The organism is Companilactobacillus halodurans, assembly GCF_009600995.1.
GTDB lineage: Bacteria > Bacillota > Bacilli > Lactobacillales > Lactobacillaceae > Companilactobacillus > Companilactobacillus halodurans.
Genome location: NZ_VDFO01000005.1, coordinates 34,151 through 57,801, shown reverse-complemented (window position 1 = coordinate 57,801; position 23,651 = coordinate 34,151). Strand labels below are relative to the sequence as shown.

Here is a 23,651-nt window from a genome sequence, read left to right as displayed (position 1 = left end):
TGATACCTATTATATCAATCATCCAGCACTAATAAAATTTGATTTAAACAACTTTAACAATAAAAATTTAAATCAAACTTAAAATTAAAAAGCCATCTTAGACTTTACAACGGTTTAAGCTGGCTTTTAGAACAATAATATTATCGCTTTATTAATAATAATTTTTTTACTAATAATCACTACTAATTATTCGATTGATATCCGTATCATAATATCTAGCTAAGGCAATCAATGTATCAATATCCGGCATTCTAATGCCAGTTTCATAATGAGACAAGGTTGTAACATCAATGTTCAAATGTTGAGCCACTTCTTTTTGGGTCACATTCTTATCTCTTCTCAGTAGTTTAAGATTTCTTGCAATGTTAAACCCTGATTCGTGCATTAGTCGGTTCAAGTTCTTATCTACTACTTCGCGCATAAGAATCACTTCCTGTCTTTTTACAGATATTATATGTTTAAACATGTACACTACGGAACCAATTCCTAATAATTTATTTTTCGATATTTAGGTATTTACTGTAAATTCAACAATAAAAAAAGGATTATGCGATTAGGTCAAAAATAACCCATCACACAATCCTCAATTTATTTTTACTTAATGTTTAATTATTTAGCTGAAACTTTTTCATCAGACAATTCTTGAATATAATTGTAAGCTTGTTGTCCAGCAATGCCACCTTCACCAACAGCAATAGCTACTTGACGAAGATCTTTCTTTCTCACATCACCAACAGCAAAGATACCAGGGATATTAGTTTCCATGTGATCATTTGTATCGATCCAACCATTTTCATCCAATACGCCTAAGCTCTTGAATGGTTCTGTCATTGGTTTGATACCAACGTAGATAAAAGCACCTTTAGCTGGAACAACGTGTTCTTCGCCCGTCTTCTTATCAACATATCTTACGCCGGATACTTTATCATCAGCACTCGTGATTTCCTTAACGTCAGCATTCCAAACGAACTTAATCTTATCGTTCTTAAATGCACGGTCTTGCAAAATCTTTTGAGCACGTAATTGATCACGACGGTGAATGATTGTTACTGACTTAGCTAATTGTGTTAAATAGATACCTTCTTCAACGGCAGAATCGCCACCACCGATAACGGCAACGTCTTGTCCTTTAAAGAATGCTCCATCACAGACGGCACAATATGAAACCCCACGTCCTGACATTTCATTTTCGCCAGGTACGCCAATCTTTTTATATTGTGAACCAGTTGCAATGATCAAAGCTTTTGTTTCGTAGTCGCCATCATCAGTATGAATGATTTTGACATTACCCTTATCCTCAACAGATTCAACGGCGCCATAACCAAAGTCAGCACCAAATTGAGTTGATGATTTGTACATCTTTTCACTCAAATCAGGACCCAAAATTGAATCAAATCCAGGATAGTTTTCAATTGCAGCAGTGTTATTCATTTGACCACCATAGATACCACGGTCAAGAATCATTACTGATAAATTAGCACGTGAAGCATAAAGAGCGGCAGTTAAACCACCAGGACCTGCTCCAATAACAACTACATCATATGTTTTCATCGTCGATTACCTCCTATTACTCAACAAATCTTACCATTTTTTTCAAAGTTAGCAATTAAATTGCTCACAACTCATTATACCAAGGCTCCGTTTTTTTCTTTCTTCGATAAATGAACAATGCGATAGCACAGATAAATAAAACTAAAGATAAAACCTGTGAAACTCTTACTCCAGGAAAAATATACAGGCTATCAGTCCGCATCCCTTCGACGAAGAAACGAACAGCTGGATACCAAATCAAGTAAGTCAAAAAGACCTCGCCTCGTTTTAAGAGATGCTTGCGATTTCTCAGTACCAGAATCAATATCAAGCCGATTAAATTACCAACTGATTCATAAAGAAAAGTTGGTTGGCGATAAGCTCCATTGATAAACATTTGATCCACAATAAAATGTGGCAAATGCAACGACTGTAAAAATGACAAGGTCGTTTTAGCACCAAACGCTTCTTGATTCATGAAATTACCCCAGCGACCGACGATTTGACCAAGCAAAACTGAAGGTGCTGCAATATCTAACATCAACCAAGGCGATATTTTTCTTTTTTTGCACAATACTAGCAAAACAATAAAAGCAGCTATCAAACCACCATAAATAGCAATTCCTCCATGCCAAATCTTGATGATTTCGCCTGGATTAGCTAAATAAAATGGCAATTCAAAAATTACGTAGTAAAGCCTTGCTCCGACTAAAGCAATTGGTACTCCATACAAAACTAAATCCAAAATATTATCTGGATCTAAATGTCTTCTTTTAGCTTCTCTCATTGCCATGATTACTCCAACTAGGGCACCCATAGCAATGATTATGCCGTACCAATGAATTTGCAATTCACCCAAATTGAATGCAATTGGGTTCAATGCCAATAAATCAAAATTCATTACTTAGTTTCTCCGTCATTCTTAGTTTTTGTTTCATTTTCTTTAATTAGCAGTCCTAAATTATCTTCGAACTTCTTCGTTGCATCGTAACCCATCTTTCTTGCACGATAGTTCATCGCAGCAACTTCAATAATGATGGAGATATTACGACCAACTTTAACTGGTACTGTGATTTGTGGAACATCGACATCAAAGAAAGTTCTCTTATCTTCCAATGTTCCAATGCGGTCATAATTCTTATCAGCTGACCAATTTTCCAATTTGATTATCAATTGAATTTCACTTTGTGAACGAACCGCACCAGCACCAAAGAGATTCATGACATCGATAATTCCGATACCTCTGATTTCTAGTAGGTGATTCAAGATCTTAGGTGCTTCACCGACAATCGTTTTTTCATCACGTTGGTAAACATCAACTCGATCGTCAGCAATCAATCGGTGACCACGCTTAATCAATTCCAAGGCAGTTTCACTTTTACCAATGCCAGAATGACCTGTCAAAAGAATTCCAATACCATAAACATCGACCAAAACGCCATGAATCGATTCTCTAGGTGCTAATTTCTCATCTAGATATTCAGTAATCATACTTGAGAGTCTCGTTGTTGGCAATTCCGAACCAATCACTGGTACATGATGCTCTTCAGCTGCTTGTAAAATCTCTTTACTAGGTTGGATATTCCGAGAAATAAGTAAAGCTGGCGTATCTTCTCGACACAACTCCAACATGACTTTATAGCGATTATTTGAAGTCATTGAACGTGAATAAGCTGATTCTGTTTGTCCAAATAATTGAATCCGTTCACTTGGATAATAGTCAAAATAACCTGTCAATTCGATTCCAGGACGTGAAATATCGCTTGTTGTTACTTTTTTCTTTTCAAGCAATTGTTCTCCATTATAAACTTTTAGTTCATTATCTTTTACCATTTGTGATACGGTAACGAAATTTGTCATAGCCAACCCCCACTGATTCTAGTTTTATCTTAATTTTATCATTAAAAAAACAAAAAAACGCGCACTAGACGCGTCTTTGAAATTTATCCATGGTATAGCTGTTAATAATCGAATTACAAATTGCCAAAATAATGGCTACAACTATGGCTGAACCAAAGCTACTAAAATGGAAACTTGCAGGTCCGACTAAAGAAGAAGTTAATTCCAAGGTAAATGCATTTATAACGAATGAAAATAATCCAAACGTGATAAACGTAATCGGTAAAGAAATGATATGTAAGAATGGTCTGACAATCATATTTAGGATGGCCAAGACCACACTAGCAATTATGGCTGTTCCTAAACTGGCAATTTGAAACATACCTGGCAAGAGACGTGCAATTGCCAAAAATAATAACGTCTGTACAACCACTCTAATAATCACTCTAATAATCAACTTCATTTTGCTTCTCAAAAACTCCCTTTTAAATCAGTAATATTTTTTTGACGCCTTTGGACGATCATGCTTTTTATTATAATCCGTTTCTTGAATATTGCGCTTTTCCGGTAATGAAAAAACACAGATTACATAAATCAAAATCGGTAAAAAGTAAGTGAACGGTAATAAAAAGATAAAGGCTAAACGAATCCAAGTCGAGTCGATGCCAAAGTATTCACCTAAACCGCCACAAACTCCGGCAAGCATTCGGTCAGTACTTGATCTCGTAATTTTTCTTCTCATACATTCTCACCTCAACTTGTTCAAAAATATACTACACATCGTGATAAATATCAATTGTACTAATCTTCAACAATGTGCTTTCGATTCAGTTCTACCACATGTCCTGTATTTAAGTAAACGACCCATTCACAGATGTTTGTTGCATAATCACCGACACGTTCTAGATAACTGGCAACCAACATATATGATGAACCACTTAAAACATTTTCAACGGTCTTTTGCATATCTTTAATACATAATTCATTGATCATCGCACTTTTAGCATCAATTTCGATGTCACGATGAGCTACTTCTTCAGCTAATTTGCTATCTTTTTTCAAATAAGCTTCTAGGGCATCTTCAACGATACTTGTTGCCATATCGCCCATTTCACCAATAACTTTTTCAATTTCAGGGATTCTCGTTTCACCCTTAACTCTGATTGTTTCTTGAGCAATGCTGACTGCGTGATCGCCCATTCTTTCCAAATCAGAACTAGCTTTTAAAACGGTCACGATCATCCGTAAATCAGAAGTCACTGGCTGTTGTAAGGCAATCATTTCAAACGATTCTTTTTCAAGATCCATTTCACGCTTGTTGATAAAGTGGTCATTTTTAATAACCTCTTTAGCTAATGATTTATCGTGATCAATATATGCCTTAACTGATTTCATAATGGCTTCACTTGCCATCATACCCATTTCTGAGAACCGTAAATGTAAATTATTTAGTTGTTCTTCAAATGTAGTACGCATCTTTTTTTCTCCTAACCGAATTTTCCAGAAATATAATCTTCCGTTTGTTTTTGTTTTGGATTTAAGAAAACATTTTTAGTCTTATCGGCTTCAATTAATTCTCCATTTAGGAAAAAGGCTGTCCTATCAGAAATTCTTGAAGCTTGTTGCATATTATGTGTAACTGTAATGATAGTATAGTCTTCACGTAATGCCAACATTGTTTCTTCAACTTTAGATGACGAAATAGGGTCCAAGGCACTTGTTGGTTCATCTAATAAAATAATATCAGGTTTCACTGCTAAAACTCTAGCAATACAAACTCTTTGTTGCTGTCCACCAGAAAGCGATAAAGCACTTTGGTGCAATTTGTCTTTAACGTCATCCCAGACAGCAGCGTTTTGTAAACTAGTTTCAACTGCTTCATCTAAAGTCTTTTTATCCTTAACTCCCGCTAATCTTAATCCATATATTACATTATCATAAATTGAGAATGGAAACGGATTTGGTTGTTGAAAAACCATTCCGACCTGCTTTCTTAATTCAACAGTGTCGATGTTAGGTGCGTAAATATTCTTTCCATCAAGGGAAATCGTGCCTGTGATTGTAACGTTTGGAATCAAATCGTTCATTCGATTCAAACATCTCAGATATGTTGATTTACCACAACCCGATGGTCCAATCAAGGCTGTAATCTCATTTTTATTAAAATCGAGATTTACTCCCTTTAATGCTTCTTTCTTACCATAAAACAAATGTACATCAGAAGATGTTAAAATTTTCTCTGCCAATTTTAATGCTCCTATCCAAAGTGTCCAGAAACATAATCTTCAGTCGTCTTAACTTTTGGACGAGTAAAGATTTTTCTAGTTTCGTTAAATTCAACTGCATGTCCCATATGAAAAAATGCTGTGTAATCACTAATTCTAGCTGCTTGTTGCATGTTGTGCGTCACGATAATAATGGTGAACTTATCTTTCAAACTCAACATTGTTTCCTCAACATTTGACGTTGAAATTGGATCTAGAGCACTTGCCGGTTCATCCATCAATAAAATATCTGGTTTCATAGCAATTGCTCGAGCAATACAAAGTCTTTGTTGTTGACCCCCAGAGAGCGCTAAAGCACTTTTGTTCAGATCATCTTTGACTTGATCCCACAACGAGGCCTGTTTCAAAGTTGTCTCAACAATTTCATCTAATTTCTTTTTGTCATGTAAACCATGACGTTTTAAAGCAAAAGTAATGTTGTCATAAATTGATTTTGAAAACGGATTCGGACGCTGAAATACCATTCCAATATGTTTTCTAACCTCATAAATATCAACATTATTTTTATTGATATCTAAACCACGGTACATAATCTGTCCTTTAACTGTAGCTCCGGGGATATTGTCGTTCATTCGATTCAAAGATCTTAAATAAGTCGACTTACCTGATCCTGAAGCTCCAATCAAAGATGTAATCTTGTATCTTTCGAACTGAAGCGATGCCTTATGCATCGCTTCTTTTTCGCCATAAAATACTTGTAGATCCTTAGTACTCATGGCAATTTCATGCTCATCCTTATCTAAATGAAGGATGGATTGTTTTACTCTTTGTTCATCCATATATTACTCGCCACCCGTCATTTTTTTATAAACTAAATTACCGATATATCTTGAAAGTAAATTGAAAATCAAAACTGCGATAATCAAAACTGCAGAAGCTCCAGCTGAAACTTGTACAGCATCTGGAATCAATCCTTCTGAATTCACTTTCCAAATATGAACAGCTAATGTTTCGGCAGGTCGCATCAAGTTCAATGGACTAGTGATACTGAAAATATTGAAGTTAGTAAAGTCAAGTGGCGGAGCACTTTGACCAGCCGTATAAATTAATGCAGCGGCTTCACCAAAGACTCTTCCGGCCCCAATAATCATACCTGTAATAATACCAGGAAGTCCATCAGGAATAATAACGTGAATCACTGTTTCCCATTTTGAAAGTCCTAAAGCCAGACCGGCTTCACGTTGAGATTGCGGAACTGATTTCAATGAATCCTCAACATTTCTTGTCAAAATTGGCAAGTTGAAAACTGTCAAAGTTAAAGCACCTGACAAAATGGAAAAACCGAAATTGAAACTGATAACGAAAATCAAAAATCCAAACAAACCAACAACGATTGATGGCAATGAACTCAATACTTCAATTGAAACTCGAATCAATTCGACGAATTTATTTTTACCAGCATACTCTGATAAGTAAATTCCGGCACAAATTGAAATCGGTATTGAAATCAACATAGAAAGAATCAATAAGAAGAACGAATTGAACAATTGAATCCCCACACCGCTTCCAGCTTGAAAGGCCTTAGATCCAGAAGTGAGAAAGTGCCAGTTTACATATCGTAAACCACTTCCCAAAATATAAACTAACAATCCAATAAGAATCAAAACGATGATCCCTGACATAAAGTAAATTACGCCAGTTGCAATCTTATCTTTTGTTTTAGCATTAAACACTAGAATTCACCTCGCTTAGCAATTGATCTAATCACAAAGTTGAACAATAGTGACATTAATAGCAATAGTAAAGCTAAGGACCAAAGTGCATTATTTGCGGTCGATCCCATAATCGTATTACCCATGTTCATAGTTAGAACACTGGTTAGAGTTGATGATGGCGAAACAAGATTCTGTGGCAGAAGCATGGCATTACCAATAACCATTTGCACAGCTAATGCTTCACCAAATGCCCGTGCCATTCCAAAAACGACAGCCGTTAAAATTCCTGGCGTGGCAGCGCGTAACACTACCTTAGAAATTGTCTGCCATCTAGTTGCTCCAAGAGCTAACGAAGCTTCTCGATAATATCTAGGAACGGCTTTTAAAGCATCGACTGACATAGAAGTAATCGTTGGTAGAATCATGACGAATAAAACAAATGACCCGGCTAAAATACCAAACCCACTGCCTCCAGCAATTTTTCTAACGAAAGGAACCACAATTGTTAACCCGATAAATCCATAAACTACTGATGGAATACCCACCAATAATTCAATGACCGGTTGTAAAACTTTGCGACCCCATTTAGGCGAGATTTCAGTCATAAAAATGGCTGCTGCAATCGCAAATGGCGTTCCAATTAAAGCTGCAATCAAAGTAACTGAAAATGATCCGATAATCATTGGTGCAGCACCAACAATTGGATGGCCTGAACTATCTAACTTGTTTGGAGACCAAACTGAATGAGTTAAAAAATCAATTGGATTGACGCCATCCTTAAAGAAAATAACTAACCCTTTTGAAGCGACGAATCCAATAATAGTGATAACTAGTAAAACGATAATGGCAGTAAAACTGAAAGAAATAGCTTTTCCACGAGTTTCTCTTTTAGCGGAGACAGATTTCTTAGTTAAACTTTCTTTAATTGGATCTTTCAAATTATTTTACCCCCTTTGTAACTGGCGTAACATTGCCCTTATAATCTTTTTGATATTTCATTTCATTGATTGGAACATAGTTCATCTTTTTAACGACATCGTTTTGAACTTTCTTAGTCATAATGAAGTCCAAGAAGTCCTTGGTCATACCAGTTGGTTTGCCATTGGTATAAAGATGTTCGTAGGACCAAATCTTCCAAGTATTATTCTCAATATTTTTAATAGTTGGTGCAATATTGTTAATGTTAATAGTTTTGACAGTATCATTTAAATATGGCATTGCTAAATAACTGATGGCACCAGCAGTATTGTAGACAATTTGTCTAACCATTCCGCTAGAATCTTGTTCTTGAGAGCGAACAAACGGCGTACCGTCCATAACGTCACTTTCAAAGGCTGCTCTAGTACCACTACCATCGGCACGATTAATAATGGTGATCGGTAGATCCTGACCACCAACTTGTTTCCAGTTAGTTATTTCACCAGAAAAAATTTCTTTTAATTGCTCGATAGTTAACGATTTAACCTTAACATTTTTGTTCACTATGGGAACCATTGCGACTGCAGCTATACGATGATCGACAAGTTTACTAGCATCGATATCCTTTTTTTGTTCTGCATAGAGATCGGAATTTCCAATATCTACCGCACCTTGTTGAATCTGACTGAGTCCTGTACCAGTTCCGCCACCCTGAACGTTAACGTACTCGCTTGAATTACTCTTGGTAAATTCTTCCCCAGCGAGTTCTACTAATGGCTGAGCGGCAGACGATCCCACCGCTGTAATCGTTTGTTGGCTTCCGCTGCCTTTGCAACCACTCAATATAAAAATCATGGGTATTACAATTGCAAATAATGCGACAAGTCTTTTTTTCAATGTTCTCACCTCTATCTAGCTTAGAATAGTATAGAAATGTATATTTTTTGTATAAAAAAATGTCGCAACAAAATAAATTATTTTGTTGCGACATTTTCTTTAAAGTGGTATATCGACTGTAAATTTAGTTCCTAATCCCTTATGGGACTCGATTCTGATATCACCGTCAAGCGTATCAAGTGTTTCCTTAACGATAGCCAGACCCAAACCAGTTCCACCAGTCTCTAAACTTCTCGACCGATCGACACGATAAAATCTTTCAAAGATTCGACCTTGATCCTCTTCAGAGATTCCGATACCAGTATCTTTAATGATGAACTTGATTCGATTCTCAATTTCATCATGATGAACTTCTAAGTCAATCTCACCATTTTCTTTATTATATGAAATAGCATTTTTAATTAAATTACGAAAGACCAAGTTAATTTTTTCTTTATTGACCGTAACTTCCTGATTACCGAAATAATCTTGCTTAACAGTCAGGTTATGCTTTTTAATAGCCAGTGATTGACGCTCTAAAATCTTATTCACATCATCATGCAAATTGATAACATCGGTCTTTTCAGTATCTCGTTTAACTTTTGAAAGCGACAAAATATCTTGAATCAATTCTGTCAAACGAATACTTTCACTGTGAATAATCTTCAAGAAATGATCCAATTTTTTAGGATCATCTTTGGCTCCGCCCAAAAGCGTTTCTGAAAAGCCCTCAATTGACGTTACTGGAGTCTTCAATTCATGACTGACATTGTTGACGAAATCAACTTGCATCCGTTCAATTTGGCGGCTTTCAGTCAAATCATACAAGATAACCAAAACTTGTTGATCAAAGTCTTCTCGCGAGTGAATCAGGCGAATAACATTGGCATCAACGAATTTTTGCGAGTTGCCAACCAATTGAATCTCTCGATGATGATTCTTATTCTTCTTCAAAGTATGTTCGATCATTCGACTCAAACTATAAGTCTTAATGTCTTCAATGAAGGGGTGAATATCATTTGAAATGTTTACGTTCAACAGGCTTGCCATAGCTTGGTTATGCAACAAAACATCCCCTTGCGAATTCAACAGCATAACACCGATTGGCAAATGACCTACTAAACCACGAAATCTTCTCTCACGTAAACGGACATCATCACGTAAATCATTGATATCCATACTGATTTTATTAGTTTGTTCGACCAAGCCATACAATTCGTCATCTGGCGACAGAATCAGTGAGGCCATTTCCTTATTTTTACGTACTCGACGTAAATTCTCGGTAACGCTCTTAATATCATTGCTCAATTGCTGACGTTTGCGGTAATAAAACAGAATTACTGAATCAGTAATGAGAAAATACATCAAGGCAATGATAACTGAAGTCATTGGGCTTTGACTCCACAAACGATCAAACTTTTTAGCAACGACGTGACGATTTGAATTCGACATGAAATACATCGTTCTCGTTCTAAAGGTTGTATCCGTCACGTAATTTTTACCCGGAGCAATACGGCCACGGTGATACATATCATAGGCTTGCTTTTGCAAGGGCGTATCTTCTTTTTTCAAATCGACGTAACTCAAGCCAGCAATCCTTGCCGCCTCGGATGGATCGTGATTCTTCTTTAATTCTTGAAATGAATCAGTTTCTTCGGTAAACATATTATTTTGTGAACTGCCCAAAATACTGTCGGAAAATGTCGCCAAAATAATAAAGATAATTACGGAAATCAAGATAGCAACTATTGGTCCTATTTTTCTCTTCATCATCATACCTCTAAAATATAACCGAACCCGTGGACGGTCTTAATTATTTGTGGATTTTTCGTATCCGTTTCAATTTTATCACGGAGGTGACTAATTTGGATATCGACCATCCGCATTTGTGAATTCGAATTAATTCCCCAGACATTGTCAAAAATTTGCTCACGAGACACGACAATGCCTTTATTTCTAATCAAAAACTCCAATAACTCATATTCCTTTTTAGTCAAACTGATTTCATTTCCATCAATAATCAAACTTTTGACATCGGTATTGAGTCTGAAATTCTTTTCTTTTTCTTCACTCGAAGTTCTTCTTAGAACAACTTCGATTCGTGCCAGTAATTCTTTGATGCTAAAAGGCTTGGTGACATAGTCGTCAGCACCACTGATCAAGCCTTCAATCTTGTTATCTTCAGAATCCACCGCTGTTAAAAATATAACTGGTGTAAGATTACCTGACTTGCGCATTTTTTTCAGTACATCAATTCCACTCAATTTGGGTAACATTTGATCCAATAAGATTAAATCAAAAATTCCGGTATTGGCCTTATCAAGCGCCATTTGCCCATCTGTGGCAGTAGAGACTTGGTAATCATTACTTTCCAAATTGTATTCTATTAATTCTACGATCGTAGGTTCATCATCGACAACTAAGATTTTCTTTTTCATTGTTTGACCCCTTGTAGTTTCCATTGGAGATAAGCATAAATAAATGGATCTAAATCGCCATCCATAACGGCCTGACCATTGCTCGTTGAATAATTGGAACGATGGTCTTTAACCATTGTGTATGGATGAAAAACGTAGGAACGAATCTGTGAGCCCCAGCCAATATCCTTTTGCTCGCCTTGGATTTCAGCATGCTTTTTAGCACGTTCTTCTTCTTCTCGTTGGAAGAGCTTAGCCTTTAACATGTTCATGGCTGTTTCTCTATTTTGTAATTGGGAACGCTGTGCTTGCGAACTAACGACGATTCCTGTTGGCAAATGAGTGATTCTGACCGCTGATGAAGTCTTATTGATATGTTGACCACCAGCACCAGATGATCTAAAAACGTCAACTCTTAAATCGTCATCGTTAATTTCAACATGAATACTATCATCCAATTCGGGCATTACGTCAACTGATGCAAACGATGTATGTCGACGTCCAGCCGAATCAAAGGGTGAAATTCTTACTAAACGGTGCACTCCTCTTTCGGAACGAAGCAATCCATAGGCGTTTTTACCACGAATCATCATTGAAACACTCTTAATTCCTGCCTCATCGCCGGGTTGATAATCTTCGACTTCAACTGAAAATTTATGCTGTTCAGCCCATCTTTGATACATTCTTAAAAGCATTGAGCCCCAATCTTGCGATTCAGTTCCACCTGCTCCAGGATGTATTTCTAAAATTGCATTATGAGAATCATATGGTTCTGACAAAAGCATCATCAATTCATAATTACGCAATTCATCAGCCAACTTATCAGAATCAGTTTCCATTTGTGTTATCAAGTCATCTTCTGGATCTTCTTGATATAGCTCAGCGAGAACTTGTAAATTTTCCAAACCTTCGCTTAACTTTTTGAAATTGTCGTATTTATCTTTGAGATCATTAGTTTGATCAATTAATTTTTGAGCTTTTTCATGGTCATCCCAAAAACCATTCTCAGTCATCTTAGCTTCATTTTCAGCAATGCTTTCTTCAAGGTTCTCTAAGTCAAAGAGACCCCCTGAATTGAGTTATTTTGTTCTCCATATCGGAAATACGGTTTTTAATTTCTCCAAATTCCATTTAATCACCCTTATAAAAAAAGCCGGCCATTTGGCCCGCTTTTTATCTTTCCATATTTTGTCTAATTTCGGCCTTCATGAATAGTCTTGTAACATCATATTCAATATCAGAAACCATTTCTTCAAACATACGATATCCTTCTTCTTGATACTCAACCAAAGGATTCAATTGTCCGTATCCACGTAGACCAATTGATTGACGAAGTTGATCCATAGCATCGATATGATCAGTCCAATGTTCATCGACAACTCTTAGTATAACAACTTTCTCAAATTCTAGCATTTGTGAAGGGTCGCCTAATTGTTGTTTCTTCTCTTCATAATTCTTTGTAACAAAGTCCATCAAGTACTTAATGATTTCTTCAGGTGTCTTGAGTTGCAAATCAACAACACTCATCTTATCTTCATTAACTAAGGCTGACTTAGCAAAATCAGCAATAGCTTCAAGTTCCCAATCTTCTTCTTTACCTTGAGTATGAACATCGACTTGAGCTTTAATTGTACGTTCAATCATTGGAAGCAAGACCCTATCCAGATCCTTATCTTCAGTTATAACTTCCATTCTCTCTTTATAGATAACTTCACGTTGTTCACGCATAACATCATCATATTGCAAAGTATTCTTACGTGTATCGTAGTTATTACCTTCAACACGTTTTTGAGCTGATTCAACTTGACGAGTCATCATCTTACTTTGAATAACAGCATCGTCGTCTTCAACCTTCAAAGCCTTCAAAACGTGCTTGATTCTTTCAGAACCAAAACGTTTCATCAAGTCATCTTCAAGCGACATGTAAAATTGTGTTACACCAGGATCACCTTGACGACCTGAACGTCCACGAAGTTGATTATCGATACGACGTGATTCATGTCGTTCAGTACCAATAACAGCTAAACCGCCAAGTTCAACAACTCCCGGTCCAAGTTTAATATCAGTACCACGACCAGCCATATTAGTAGCAATCGTAACGGCGCCACGTTGACCAGCGTTCATGATGATTTCAGCTTCTTTGGCGTGGTTCTTAGCATTCAAGACAGCGTGAGGAATACCTTCTTTATCCAATAATTTAGATAGGTATTCTGAAGATTCAACCGCAACAGTACCAACTAAAATAGGTTGACCCTTTTCGTGACGAGCTTTGATGTCGCGAACAACAGCCGCAAACTTACTCTTCAAAGTTGGATACAAAACGTCATCTTTATCATCACGGATAACTGGCTTGTTAGTAGGAATTGAAATAACTTCCATGTTATAGATTTCTCTAAATTCTTCTGCTTCAGTCTTAGCAGTACCAGTCATACCAGCTAATTTATCATACATTCTGAAGAAGTTTTGATAAGTGATATTAGCCATGGTCTTAGTTTCATCTTGGATTTCAACGCCTTCTTTAGCTTCAATAGCTTGGTGCAATCCATCAGAATAACGACGGCCATCCATAACACGACCAGTAAATTGGTCAACGATTTTTACTTCACCGTCTTGAACCACGTAATCAATATCCAAACTCATAATAAAGTTGGCACGTAATGCTTGATCCAAATGGTGATTTAAAACTGTATTATCAATATCATACAAATTATCAAGGCCAAAGTAATCTTCAGCTTTTCTAATTCCTGTTTCAGTTAAACTGATTGACTTTGTAGGCCAATCAATCTTGTAATCATCCTTGTCAAGCGTCTTAGCGAAACGATCAGTTCTAACATACATTGCAGTTGATTTTTCAGCTGCACCAGAAATGATCAATGGAGTTCTAGCCTCATCGATCAAAATAGAATCGACCTCATCGACAATTGCATAGTGAAGTGGACGTTGAACCATTTGTTCCTTGTAAACGACCATGTTATCACGCAAGTAGTCGAATCCTAATTCACTGTTAGTTGAATATGTAATGTCACAATTGTAAGCAGCACGTTTTTCTTCTGAGTCCATGCTATTAATGTTCAAGCCAACTGATAGACCTAACCAGTTATATAACTCACCCATTTGTTTAGCATCACGGCCAGATAGATATTCATTAACTGTAACAACGTGAACACCCTTGCCAGCTAAAGCATTCAAATAAACGGGCAATGTAGCTGTTAAAGTTTTACCTTCACCAGTTTTCATTTCCGCAATATTACCTTCATGCAAAGTGATACCACCGATTAATTGAACTCTAAATGGATATAGTCCAAGAACTCTTTTGGCACCTTCTCTAGCTGTAGCAAAAGCTTCTGGTAAAATATCGTCTAAAGTTTCACCGTTTGCTAGTCTCTCTTTAAATTTAGGAGTCTTAGCTTGAAGTTCTTCATCAGACAATTTACTGTAAGGTTCAGCATAAGCTTCAATCTTATCGGCAATCTTGCCCATACGTTTAACTTCTCTTTTATCGCTTTCGACCCATCTTCTTAGTGGATTTGCCATTTTAATCTATCTCTCCTAAGTGTTATAAACATACTCTTAATAGTAGCATTAATTTTTAAAGTTTTAAACTCATTATCAATTAAACAGACTTTCAGGATTACAATGATACACTATTTTTTAGTGCTTTGTATTAAAAATGCTTTACATTTTTTATAGTCAAATTAAAAAGAGCTTCAAATAAGGATTCAATCCTCATTTGAAGCTCTCTTTGTATATTATCAATTATTCATTAGTTTCAATCAAGCCATATTTGCCATCGTTACGTTTGTATACGATGCTTGCTCCATTTGTTTCTGAGTCTTCAAAAATGAAGAATTCGTGGCCAAGCATTTCCATTTGTAGAACAGCTTCTTCAGCATCCATTGGTTTCAATGAAAGACGCTTTGTTCTAACAATTTCTGAGGCATCTTCTTGAGTATCATCTGGCGTGATATCATCCAATGGAAGATCCTTAACGCTTCCACCTTCACGGCTCTTACGATTTACACGTGTTTTGAATTTCTTAACTTGTCTTTCGAGCTTATCGACAACTAAATCGATTCCAGCATATAAATCATCATTGACCTCTTCGGCTCTCAATGTGATATATGGCAATGGAATTGTTACTTCAACCTTTGTACCTTTTGAAGGGTATGTTTTCAAGTTTACATGAGCAATCGGATTGCTTTCACCACTAAAGTATTTTTCCATTTTGGAAAGTCTTTTTTCGACATATTCGCGAATTGATGAAGTTACTTCAATATTTTCACCACGTACATTAATAGTTAACATAATAATCTCTCCTTCCAACGATAGGAAATTTAAGAGTGTTCTTACATCTCTTTAATGCAATTATAATATTCTTGAGCTTATATGACAACGTTTACACTATCTAGATAATGAAAATGTCGTAACATTGTGCAAATTTTGTGCCAAAAATATCTCACGAGCGTACATTAAAGTCCGACCAGTCGTATAAATATCATCCAAAATTAAAATACTCTTGTCCTTAGGAATCGTCCTAATTTCTGGTCTGGCGCTAAAAGTCTGTGGCGTCTGCAATCGCTCTAAACGATTTTTTTGGGCTTGGGGCTTATCAGCGTCAGCTTTAATTAGGAGTTTCTTCAAATCAAAAACCTCAGAGTACAATTCATAGACTGGATCGAATCCGCGCTCTAGAAGATGACTTGGGCTTGCTGGAATATACGTAACTACATCAAAGTGATGCAAAGAAGACCACTGCATGATATCTTGATAAAACAAACGAGCCAATAAGACATCTCCATATCGTTTATACAGCTTGAAGTAGCTGTGTATGAACTGATTATACTCAAACAAAGCGTGATGACAATTGATTATATGGTATTTTTCTTCCCAAATCAGACAATCATCACAAATTCTCCCACTATTTGGTTTAAAACAGCGTGAACAATTATTGCGTCCAGCTAATGGTATTACTTGGCTACGACATAAATTGCAAATATAATTTGGATTGATTTTATTTAACGAAAAAATTTCATTTATTTTTAAATTTTTATTTATATCACTGCCACAAAAAAGACATTTCATTTTTTGACCGCCTGTCTATTCAAATAGCTGATTTCTTGGCAAGCTTGTTTTATCTGACGATTGTAAAATCGATAATAAAAATGAACTTCATCGTCAAAAGAATCCACGCCACGACCCGCTCTTCCGGCAATTTGAATCAAAGTTGTTTTAGTAAATTCTTTTGCCTGAGCTTCCAATACTATGACCGTGATTTTTTTAAAAGTTACGCCTCTTTCTAAAATAGTCGTAGTTAGGATAGCTTGGACTTGTTGTTCTCGAAATAGTTGAACCTTTTTCAAACGCTGTTCATCTTTTGAACTAACATCAACAAAAGATAATTCTGGATATAATTTCTTTAATTTCTTCGCAAATGATTTCATTATTGGAATCTGGGGAAAGAAAAGCATAAATCTTTCGTGATTTCTAATCAATCGGTTTAATCTAAGGCGTAATTTCGGATTGATTCCTAAGAATTCTAATTTTTCAATCAGCAGATGGCAATGAGGCTCTGGTAATGGATGTCCGTGAAATCTTTGATACAATTTAGTTAAGGTTACTTTCTTACGTTTTACGGCTTGCAATAATTTTTGAGGTGGCGTAGCTGATAAATAAATGATTATTCCATTATCTTTCTTTGCCTTTTTTATAGCCTTGTACAACATGTTATTGCCCGCCAAGGGGTAAGAATCCACCTCATCAATAATTAATACATCAAAGGCTCTTTCAAATCTAACTAATTGATGAACCGTCATTAATGAGATTTGAGCTAAATAATATTTTTGGTCGCTTTTACCATGAAATAATCCCACCGATGTTTGTGGAAAAACTTGCTGAATCCGAGGATATAATTCAATACAAACATCCACTCTGGGCGAACAAATGGCGACTCGTTTTTGTTGAATCAAAACTTGTTCTAATAATGGGAAAATCATTTCTGTTTTTCCGGCACCTGTCACCGCCCAGACTAAGTGATCTTGATGATTTTGAAACGCTTTGAGGAGCTCTCTAACTCCTTTTTCCTGATTGACGGTTAGTTGTCCATGCCAGGTTAAATAATTAGACTGACTTGGAAATTTTACGTTTGTGGGGGTAATTATCAATTCATCGTTAACTTCAATCTTTCCTAAATTTATACAAGCTCGACAATATTGGGATTTAATCGGCAATTTGACGATTTCCATCAAACATCTCCGGCAATACAACTTGTTACGTTTTTTAAAAGTCGCTGGAACTAAGCAGCCGCCGTTTTCTAATAAGTAATTCAATTCATCTATTTTTAAATCAGCCTTTTTTAAAATTCGGCCACCTAAATATTCATTTATTTTATCCATATTAAAAAATACGCAAGGGAGTAAATTTTTTGCAAAATTATAAAACAATTGCCAATACTGGCAGTCACGAAAAAGATATTAAGAAATCACGCTTCATCGCTCACATCGCACAAACTTTTTCAGAAGCTGAGGCCAATGATTTTATTCAAAAAATCAGAGAACAAGAATCAGGAGCTACCCACAACTGTACCGCCTTTATTGTTATGGAAAATGTTAAAACAGAACGAATGTCAGATGACGGAGAACCTAGTGGAACTGCTGGATCACCAATTCTTAATGTTTTGCAACAACAAGACCTTTTAAATGTCACAGTGGTTGTAACAAGATACTTCGGTGGCATCAAACTCGGAGCTGGCGGTTTAATCAGAGCTTATTCATCTACTACTGCAGAAGCTGTTAAAGAAATAGGCTTGGTCGAAAATCGTATTCAACAGGGATATGAATTAACGATTCCCTATCATTTATTCGATAAATTTAATAATTATGCTCAAACTGAAAAGATTCAACTAGAGAATAAACAATTTGCAATCGATGTGAAATGTGAAGTTTTCTTGGATTTAGATACAGCTGAACAGACCGAACAAAACATTCGAGACCTTTTTCAGAATCAAATCACTTTAAAGAAAACCAAACAAAGCTATAAACAAGTTCCAATTGCTGCTAATTAAACGAGTTTTCGACAAAAGGACCTAGCGATTATATAAAATCACTAGGTCCTTTTTACAATCAATTTTTAATACTTACCAGTTTGAACAGTAAATCTAACTGTTTTTTCCCACTTAGCCTGCTGTGGCAGATTTTGAGACATTTCTCGATACGTTTCATAATCAGGATACATATTATTTCGAATCGGTTTAGGAATTGATTCCCAATCGATAAAATTAATTTTAGAGACATAAGTACCATGATGTTTGACCATTGCATACGGTTTATCCTTTGGTGCCAACCCTCCGTAAAAAGTTAAATACATTGATTCTCCCCAAGCGTTGTCGGTCACCACCATATTTTTATATGGACTTCCCAAAAGTTTTTTCGTTTTATTTTTGGAAATTTTTTGAACATTATAATCCGACTTTTTCGCAGATTCCTTTGTTGGCACAGCAGCATAACCAATTTCAGTTGGTATCAGAGGATTGAATCGATCAACCACTTCATTTTTATACTGATAGGTCAAAAGAAATATAAAACTACCAAGAATGGCAATAAATACAAAAGCCATGATGGTAAACCACTTCTTATAGACTCCCTTTAACTTTAAATCTTTATCAATTTTATCCACAGTCTCTGCGTCTCCTTTTAAAAACTCATCTAAGGAAATATTCAAAATAGAACTAAGATTAATTAATGAAGAAATATCCGGATAGGTCCGACCAGTCTCCCAACTCGAAATGGTTTTATCAGAAACGTTTAGTTTCATCGCCAATTCTTTTTGAGTCAGATTAGTTTTTTTCCGATATTTTTTTAATTGCTGGCTTAATTCCATAATGTTTTCTCCTCAAAGTCAATTTAACAAGGCCAAATCTAATTAACTACCTACAGACACAAGAATTCAATAACTAGTCAGTCTATCAATTGTGGAATTAATTCTAGAGCAAAAAAAACAGGCGTTATAACGACGTCTGTTAATTTTTCTTTTCTAATCTTTTTACAAGTCTTTGAATTGCTTTTAATAAAGGTTGTCGATCATCGCCCAATAATCCAATCGATTCAATAAATAATTCCAAGCCAATCAAAACACCAATTGTTAAGAGCACGCTGCCCCACAAGGTTGACAATGGATAAAGCAAGGAAATAAACGCAAATACCAACGACAATCCGTAAATTACTAGAACCGTCTGGCGATGCGACAATCCTAATTGCATTAATCGATGGTGCAAGTGATGCTTATCAGCTTGCATAATTGGCTTTTTGTTCAATAATCTTCTTAAAATTGCATAAACAGTATCGGTAATTGGCACACCCATAATAACTACCGGCATTAACAAAGTAATGAAAGTTACGTTTTTCAAACCCTTGAGTGAGAAAACAGCCATCATGAAACCAATAAATAACGAACCGGTGTCACCTAAGAAAATACTAGCTGGATGGAAATTGTGCGGCAAGAACCCTATCAAGGCTGAAACCATCGCAAAAATCCAAATAGCAACGTAAACGTTGGTAAAGTTCAAGAAGAAATATGCCATGACGCCCATTGTGAACAGGGCAATAATTGAAACCCCCGTCGCTAAACCATCCAGACCATCAATCAAATTGACGGCATTAGTAATGGCGATAATCCAAATAATGGTAATCGGCAAACTCCACCATCCTAAGTAGAAAGTCCCTACAATTGGCAAGGTAACCTCATTCATTCTGATTCCTGCTAAGAAATAAATAACTAAAGCAGCTGCAAAAATACCGGCTAACTTAGCTTTCGGGGAAAGCTCTCGAATATCATCAATAATACCAGTCAAAATAATTATACATTCCGCTAAAAAAACACTAAATAATTCATGTGTAGGGAACTGTTCCCGTAATAACGCAAACGTGGAGAAATTAAACGCAATAAAAATAGCCAGTCCACCCATTGTGGGCATTGGCTTGATATTAACACGACGTGCATTGGGCTTATCCACTGCCCCTAAGATATAAGCTAACTTCACTACGAAAGGAGTTATCGCAGCCGATAAGATCATCGTTAAAAATAATTTTACTATTACACTAAACATACCCGACATTTTTAGAAAAACTCACTTTCCATTAATAAAACAATTATACAATACCAAGCGCTTATTCCAAAAAGAAATTAAAAAAAGAGTGCATCAAAAGACACACCCCTTAATATTTTAATTATTTAGCTAATTCAACTTTTCTAACTTCACGTACGACTGTAACTTTGATATGGCCTGGATATTCAAGATTTTCTTCAATCTCCCCTTTGATATCTCGAGCCAAAATTGCAGCTTGGTCATCAGAAATTTCTTCTGGTTTGACCATCACGCGAATTTCATGACCAGCTTGAATTGCGTAACAATGATCAACACCTTCATGCTTATTGGCAATTTCTTCCAATTTTTCAAGTCGATGGATGTAATTTTCCATCGATTCAGATCTGGCACCTGGACGTGCCGCAGAAATTGCATCAGCCGTTGCAACAATTGTTGCGATGAATGATGTTGGTTCTACATCCCCATGATGTGAAGCAATCGTATTAACGACTACTTCTGGTTCTTTATACTTAGTGGCGATATCCACACCAATTTCAACGTGTGAACCGTCAACTTCACGATCGATAGCTTTACCGATATCGTGCAATAAACCTGCTCGTTTTGCTAACATAACATCTTCACCCATTTCAGCAGCCATTACAGCGGATAATTTAGCTACTTCGATTGAGTGACTCAAAACATTTTGACCGTAACTCGTACGATATTGCATACGTCCAATGATCTTGATTAAATCTGGATTGACAGAGCTGATGCCCAGACTATAAACTGTCTGTTCACCGACTTCACGAATATGATCATCCATTTCTTTTCTAGCTTTATCGACCATTTCTTCGATTCTAGCTGGATGGATACGACCATCTTCAATCAATTTCTCCAGAGCCATGCGGGCAATTTCTCTTCTCACTGGATCATAAGCGCTCAATGAAACCGCTTCTGGCGTATCGTCAATAATCAAGTCGACACCAGTAAGTGATTCAATGGTACGAATATTTCTCCCCTCACGGCCAATGATTCTGCCCTTCATATCTTCATTAGGTAGGGTAACGGTCGTAACGGTAGATTCTGAAACCGTATCAGCCACACTTCTTTGAAGAGCTGCAACGATTAAGGCTTTCGCATCTTTATCAACATGTTGCTTAGCCTGTTCGTCGCTTTCTTTAATCATCTTGGCACGTTCATGTACTAATTCTTTATTTAATTTACCAAGAATAATCTTTCTTGCTTGTTCACGAGTTAAATTACTTACTCTAACCAGCTCCGCTTGCTGTTCATTTAGAGTATCAGTCAATTGTTTAGATTTTTCATCAAGTTTATGTTGTCTTGCTGTAATATTATTCTCGCCATTTTCAATATTTTCCTCACGTTTTTCTAACGATTGGTCCTTTTTATCTAAAATGTCTTGTCGTTCGAGAACTCTATTCTCTTGTTTCTGAATGTCTTTACGACGTTCTTTAAGTTCATCTTCTTGTTTCTCACGATAACGATGAACTTCATCTTTTGCTTCAAGCAAAGTCTCCTTTTTCAAAGACTTAGCCGCTTTTTTAGCATCTGAAACAATATCTTCAGCAGTTTGTTTTGCTTGTGAAAGTTTTTTCTCATAAGCATCCTTACAGAGAGCATATCCGAAAAGAACACCTACGATCAATGTTACTAGAGCGAAAGAGAAGGTTATGATAGCAGGATACATGCCATCACCTCCATGTTTGCTTTTAAAAAGTTTGTTGTAAAATCATATGTTACAGAATATTTACATACAACTTAATATTATAGAATAAATATGACCTGTCAACCAAATAAAAAGAAAAAAAGAGACCTAATCAGTCTCTTTTTTATTTGAATTTGGAATTAAATCGATGGTTTCAGCATTTTTTTGACCTTTTTTAGTTGATGATTTTGTCTCAGAAGACTTATCATCATCCTTTTTTTCTGTAGCTGAATCATCTGGTTTTCCATCCATTCCATAAGCGGCTCTGACACGACTCTTGATCTCTTCCATCTTCTCAGGATTCTCAGATAGATAAGTCTTCGCGTTTTCACGACCTTGTCCAATCCGTTCATCGCCATAAGAGTACCAAGAACCACTCTTATCAATGATATCCTTATCGACAGCCATATCGACCAATTCACCTGTCTGTGAAATACCATGTCCATACATGATATCTACTAGAGCCACCTTAAATGGAGGCGCAACCTTGTTCTTCACGACTTTAATCTTAGTTCTGTTACCAATTACATCTGAACCATCTTTAATTTGTTCAGCACGGCGAATTTCAAGTCTGATAGTCGAATAAAACTTCAAAGCACGACCACCAGGCGTTGTTTCAGGATTACCGAACATAATACCGACTTTTTCACGAATTTGATTGATAAATAAAGCGATTGTCTTAGTCTTGTTGATTGAACCCGAAAGCTTACGTAAAGCTTGCGACATCAATCTAGCTTGAAGGCCAACGTGAGCATCGCCCATTTCCCCTTCAATTTCAGCACGTGGAACTAAGGCTGCAACTGAATCAACAACAACAATATCAACTGCACCACTGGTAACCAAGGCATCAGCAATTTGAAGTCCTTGTTCACCTGTATCAGGTTGAGAAAGCAATAATTCATCAATATTAACGCCTAAAGCCTTGGCATATTCTGGATCCATGGCATTTTCAGCATCGATATAAGCAGCTGTACCGCCTTGTTTTTGCACTTCTGCAACCGCATGTAAGGCCACAGTAGTTTTACCAGAACTTTCAGGTCCATAGATTTCAACGATTCTACCACGTGGAAATCCTCCGACACCTAGAGCATTATCTAAGGCTAGTGAACCAGTAGATACTGTTGAAATCTGGGTATTTGCGTCATCACCCATTCTCATAATGGCACCTTTACCAAAGTCTTTTTCAATCTTTTTCAAAGCAACGTCTAACGCTTTTTGACGTTCATCTTTTACCTTTTGTCGTTCATCTTTAGCCAAATTGAGTTCCTCCTAATGCATTCATCACTAAGTATATTATTAGTAATTCATCAAAAAAGCAAGAAAAAA

Annotated in this window: 24 protein-coding genes; 1 reads left to right on the top strand and 23 read right to left on the bottom strand. The window is 36.3% G+C overall.

What is annotated here, in order from left to right:
• Positions 1–169 precede the first annotated feature (169 nt).
• The 19 genes from FHL05_RS02105 to FHL05_RS02015 form a co-directional block, all read right to left on the bottom strand.
• Positions 170–421, bottom strand: coding sequence for a helix-turn-helix domain-containing protein (locus FHL05_RS02105; protein ID WP_162000164.1), 252 nt, complete (start codon positions 419–421; stop codon positions 170–172).
• 188 nt (positions 422–609) lie between these two features.
• Positions 610–1,551, bottom strand: a complete 942-nt coding sequence (gene trxB / locus FHL05_RS02100; protein ID WP_153385224.1) for a thioredoxin-disulfide reductase — start codon at positions 1,549–1,551, stop codon at positions 610–612.
• Positions 1,552–1,615: 64 nt separating this feature from the next.
• A complete protein-coding gene (gene lgt, locus FHL05_RS02095) occupies positions 1,616–2,431 on the bottom strand; it encodes a prolipoprotein diacylglyceryl transferase (RefSeq protein WP_153385225.1) in 816 nt (271 codons plus the stop codon).
• The gene (gene hprK, locus FHL05_RS02090; RefSeq protein ID WP_153521925.1) at positions 2,431–3,390 is read right to left on the bottom strand and encodes an HPr(Ser) kinase/phosphatase; all 960 of its coding nucleotides are present in this window, start codon (positions 3,388–3,390) and stop codon (positions 2,431–2,433) included. Before hprK ends, lgt begins: the two co-directional genes overlap by 1 nt.
• 64 nt (positions 3,391–3,454) lie before the next feature.
• Complete coding sequence (locus FHL05_RS02085; RefSeq protein WP_153385227.1) at positions 3,455–3,832, bottom strand: phage holin family protein; 378 nt, start codon at positions 3,830–3,832, stop codon at positions 3,455–3,457.
• A 27-nt stretch (positions 3,833–3,859) separates the two neighbouring features.
• On the bottom strand, positions 3,860–4,111 hold the full coding sequence (locus FHL05_RS02080) for a PspC domain-containing protein (protein ID WP_153385228.1): 252 nt from the start codon (positions 4,109–4,111) through the stop codon (positions 3,860–3,862).
• Between the two features lie 59 nt (positions 4,112–4,170).
• The gene (gene phoU, locus FHL05_RS02075; protein WP_153385229.1) at positions 4,171–4,845 is read right to left on the bottom strand and encodes a phosphate signaling complex protein PhoU; all 675 of its coding nucleotides are present in this window, start codon (positions 4,843–4,845) and stop codon (positions 4,171–4,173) included.
• Between the two features lie 11 nt (positions 4,846–4,856).
• On the bottom strand, positions 4,857–5,615 hold the full coding sequence (gene pstB, locus FHL05_RS02070) for a phosphate ABC transporter ATP-binding protein PstB (RefSeq protein ID WP_153385230.1): 759 nt from the start codon (positions 5,613–5,615) through the stop codon (positions 4,857–4,859).
• An 11-nt stretch (positions 5,616–5,626) separates the two neighbouring features.
• Complete coding sequence (pstB, locus tag FHL05_RS02065) at positions 5,627–6,433, bottom strand: phosphate ABC transporter ATP-binding protein PstB (protein WP_153385231.1); 807 nt, start codon at positions 6,431–6,433, stop codon at positions 5,627–5,629.
• 3 nt (positions 6,434–6,436) lie between these two features.
• Positions 6,437–7,327 carry a phosphate ABC transporter permease PstA gene (gene pstA / locus FHL05_RS02060; RefSeq protein WP_162000163.1) on the bottom strand — a complete coding sequence of 297 codons (891 nt, stop codon included), beginning with the start codon at positions 7,325–7,327 and terminating at the stop codon, positions 6,437–6,439.
• Positions 7,327–8,247: a phosphate ABC transporter permease subunit PstC gene (gene pstC, locus FHL05_RS02055; RefSeq protein WP_153385232.1), complete on the bottom strand. Its 921-nt coding sequence runs from the start codon at positions 8,245–8,247 to the stop codon at positions 7,327–7,329. Before pstC ends, pstA begins: the two co-directional genes overlap by 1 nt.
• A 1-nt stretch (position 8,248) precedes the next feature.
• Positions 8,249–9,124: a phosphate ABC transporter substrate-binding protein PstS family protein gene (locus FHL05_RS02050; RefSeq protein WP_192917950.1), complete on the bottom strand. Its 876-nt coding sequence runs from the start codon at positions 9,122–9,124 to the stop codon at positions 8,249–8,251.
• Positions 9,125–9,223: 99 nt separating this feature from the next.
• Entirely contained in the window at positions 9,224–10,873 is a 1,650-nt protein-coding gene (locus FHL05_RS02045; protein WP_153521923.1) for a sensor histidine kinase, read from the bottom strand.
• A 2-nt stretch (positions 10,874–10,875) separates the two neighbouring features.
• Complete coding sequence (locus FHL05_RS02040) at positions 10,876–11,541, bottom strand: response regulator transcription factor (RefSeq protein ID WP_153385234.1); 666 nt, start codon at positions 11,539–11,541, stop codon at positions 10,876–10,878.
• Positions 11,538–12,651 (bottom strand): peptide chain release factor 2 gene (gene prfB, locus FHL05_RS02035; RefSeq protein WP_153385235.1). Its coding sequence is split into 2 segments (ribosomal slippage): positions 11,538–12,578 and positions 12,580–12,651, totalling 1,113 coding nucleotides; the frame shifts between segments, so codons are not numbered across the junction. Before prfB ends, FHL05_RS02040 begins: the two co-directional genes overlap by 4 nt.
• Positions 12,652–12,693: 42 nt before the next feature.
• The gene (secA, locus tag FHL05_RS02030; protein WP_153385236.1) at positions 12,694–15,054 is read right to left on the bottom strand and encodes a preprotein translocase subunit SecA; all 2,361 of its coding nucleotides are present in this window, start codon (positions 15,052–15,054) and stop codon (positions 12,694–12,696) included.
• 222 nt (positions 15,055–15,276) lie between these two features.
• On the bottom strand, positions 15,277–15,825 hold the full coding sequence (gene hpf, locus FHL05_RS02025; protein ID WP_153385237.1) for a ribosome hibernation-promoting factor, HPF/YfiA family: 549 nt from the start codon (positions 15,823–15,825) through the stop codon (positions 15,277–15,279).
• A 96-nt stretch (positions 15,826–15,921) separates the two neighbouring features.
• Entirely contained in the window at positions 15,922–16,305 is a 384-nt protein-coding gene (locus tag FHL05_RS12500; protein ID WP_238333968.1) for a ComF family protein, read from the bottom strand.
• Between the two features lie 293 nt (positions 16,306–16,598).
• Positions 16,599–17,912, bottom strand: coding sequence for a DEAD/DEAH box helicase family protein (locus tag FHL05_RS02015; protein ID WP_153521919.1), 1,314 nt, complete (start codon positions 17,910–17,912; stop codon positions 16,599–16,601).
• A 29-nt stretch (positions 17,913–17,941) separates the two neighbouring features.
• Here FHL05_RS02015 and FHL05_RS02010 point away from each other — a divergent pair, with 29 nt between their 5' ends.
• Positions 17,942–18,580 (top strand): YigZ family protein, encoded by a 639-nt coding sequence (locus FHL05_RS02010; RefSeq protein WP_153385240.1) that lies wholly within the window; start codon positions 17,942–17,944, stop codon positions 18,578–18,580.
• A 65-nt stretch (positions 18,581–18,645) separates the two neighbouring features.
• Here the strand turns inward: FHL05_RS02010 and FHL05_RS02005 are convergent, their stop codons facing one another.
• The 4 genes from FHL05_RS02005 to recA form a co-directional block, all read right to left on the bottom strand.
• Complete coding sequence (locus FHL05_RS02005; protein WP_153385241.1) at positions 18,646–19,395, bottom strand: helix-turn-helix domain-containing protein; 750 nt, start codon at positions 19,393–19,395, stop codon at positions 18,646–18,648.
• A 139-nt stretch (positions 19,396–19,534) separates the two neighbouring features.
• Positions 19,535–20,620 (bottom strand): glycosyltransferase family 4 protein, encoded by a 1,086-nt coding sequence (locus FHL05_RS02000; protein ID WP_153385276.1) that lies wholly within the window; start codon positions 20,618–20,620, stop codon positions 19,535–19,537.
• A gap of 121 nt (positions 20,621–20,741) precedes the next feature.
• Positions 20,742–22,307, bottom strand: coding sequence for a ribonuclease Y (gene rny / locus FHL05_RS01995; protein WP_153385242.1), 1,566 nt, complete (start codon positions 22,305–22,307; stop codon positions 20,742–20,744).
• Between the two features lie 126 nt (positions 22,308–22,433).
• The gene (recA, locus tag FHL05_RS01990; protein ID WP_153385243.1) at positions 22,434–23,582 is read right to left on the bottom strand and encodes a recombinase RecA; all 1,149 of its coding nucleotides are present in this window, start codon (positions 23,580–23,582) and stop codon (positions 22,434–22,436) included.
• Positions 23,583–23,651 lie beyond the last annotated feature (69 nt).

What these genes read in the sequence shown, in the direction of transcription:
- FHL05_RS02045 (WP_153521923.1), bottom strand. Translation starts at nt 10,873, where the DNA reads ATGAAGAGAAAAATAGGACCAATAGTTGCTATCTTGATTTCCGTAATT.
- rny (WP_153385242.1), bottom strand. Translation starts at nt 22,307, where the DNA reads ATGTATCCTGCTATCATAACCTTCTCTTTCGCTCTAGTAACATTGATC.
- trxB (WP_153385224.1), bottom strand. Translation starts at nt 1,551, where the DNA reads ATGAAAACATATGATGTAGTTGTTATTGGAGCAGGTCCTGGTGGTTTA.
- FHL05_RS02005 (WP_153385241.1), bottom strand. Translation starts at nt 19,395, where the DNA reads ATGGAATTAAGCCAGCAATTAAAAAAATATCGGAAAAAAACTAATCTG.
- FHL05_RS02105 (WP_162000164.1), bottom strand. Translation starts at nt 421, where the DNA reads ATGCGCGAAGTAGTAGATAAGAACTTGAACCGACTAATGCACGAATCA.
- phoU (WP_153385229.1), bottom strand. Translation starts at nt 4,845, where the DNA reads ATGCGTACTACATTTGAAGAACAACTAAATAATTTACATTTACGGTTC.
- secA (WP_153385236.1), bottom strand. Translation starts at nt 15,054, where the DNA reads ATGGCAAATCCACTAAGAAGATGGGTCGAAAGCGATAAAAGAGAAGTT.
- FHL05_RS02080 (WP_153385228.1), bottom strand. Translation starts at nt 4,111, where the DNA reads ATGAGAAGAAAAATTACGAGATCAAGTACTGACCGAATGCTTGCCGGA.
- hprK (WP_153521925.1), bottom strand. Translation starts at nt 3,390, where the DNA reads ATGACAAATTTCGTTACCGTATCACAAATGGTAAAAGATAATGAACTA.
- FHL05_RS02015 (WP_153521919.1), bottom strand. Translation starts at nt 17,912, where the DNA reads ATGGATAAAATAAATGAATATTTAGGTGGCCGAATTTTAAAAAAGGCT.
- hpf (WP_153385237.1), bottom strand. Translation starts at nt 15,825, where the DNA reads ATGTTAACTATTAATGTACGTGGTGAAAATATTGAAGTAACTTCATCA.
- FHL05_RS02085 (WP_153385227.1), bottom strand. Translation starts at nt 3,832, where the DNA reads ATGAAGTTGATTATTAGAGTGATTATTAGAGTGGTTGTACAGACGTTA.
- lgt (WP_153385225.1), bottom strand. Translation starts at nt 2,431, where the DNA reads ATGAATTTTGATTTATTGGCATTGAACCCAATTGCATTCAATTTGGGT.
- FHL05_RS02000 (WP_153385276.1), bottom strand. Translation starts at nt 20,620, where the DNA reads ATGTTTAGTGTAATAGTAAAATTATTTTTAACGATGATCTTATCGGCT.
- pstB (WP_153385231.1), bottom strand. Translation starts at nt 6,433, where the DNA reads ATGGATGAACAAAGAGTAAAACAATCCATCCTTCATTTAGATAAGGAT.
- FHL05_RS02040 (WP_153385234.1), bottom strand. Translation starts at nt 11,541, where the DNA reads ATGAAAAAGAAAATCTTAGTTGTCGATGATGAACCTACGATCGTAGAA.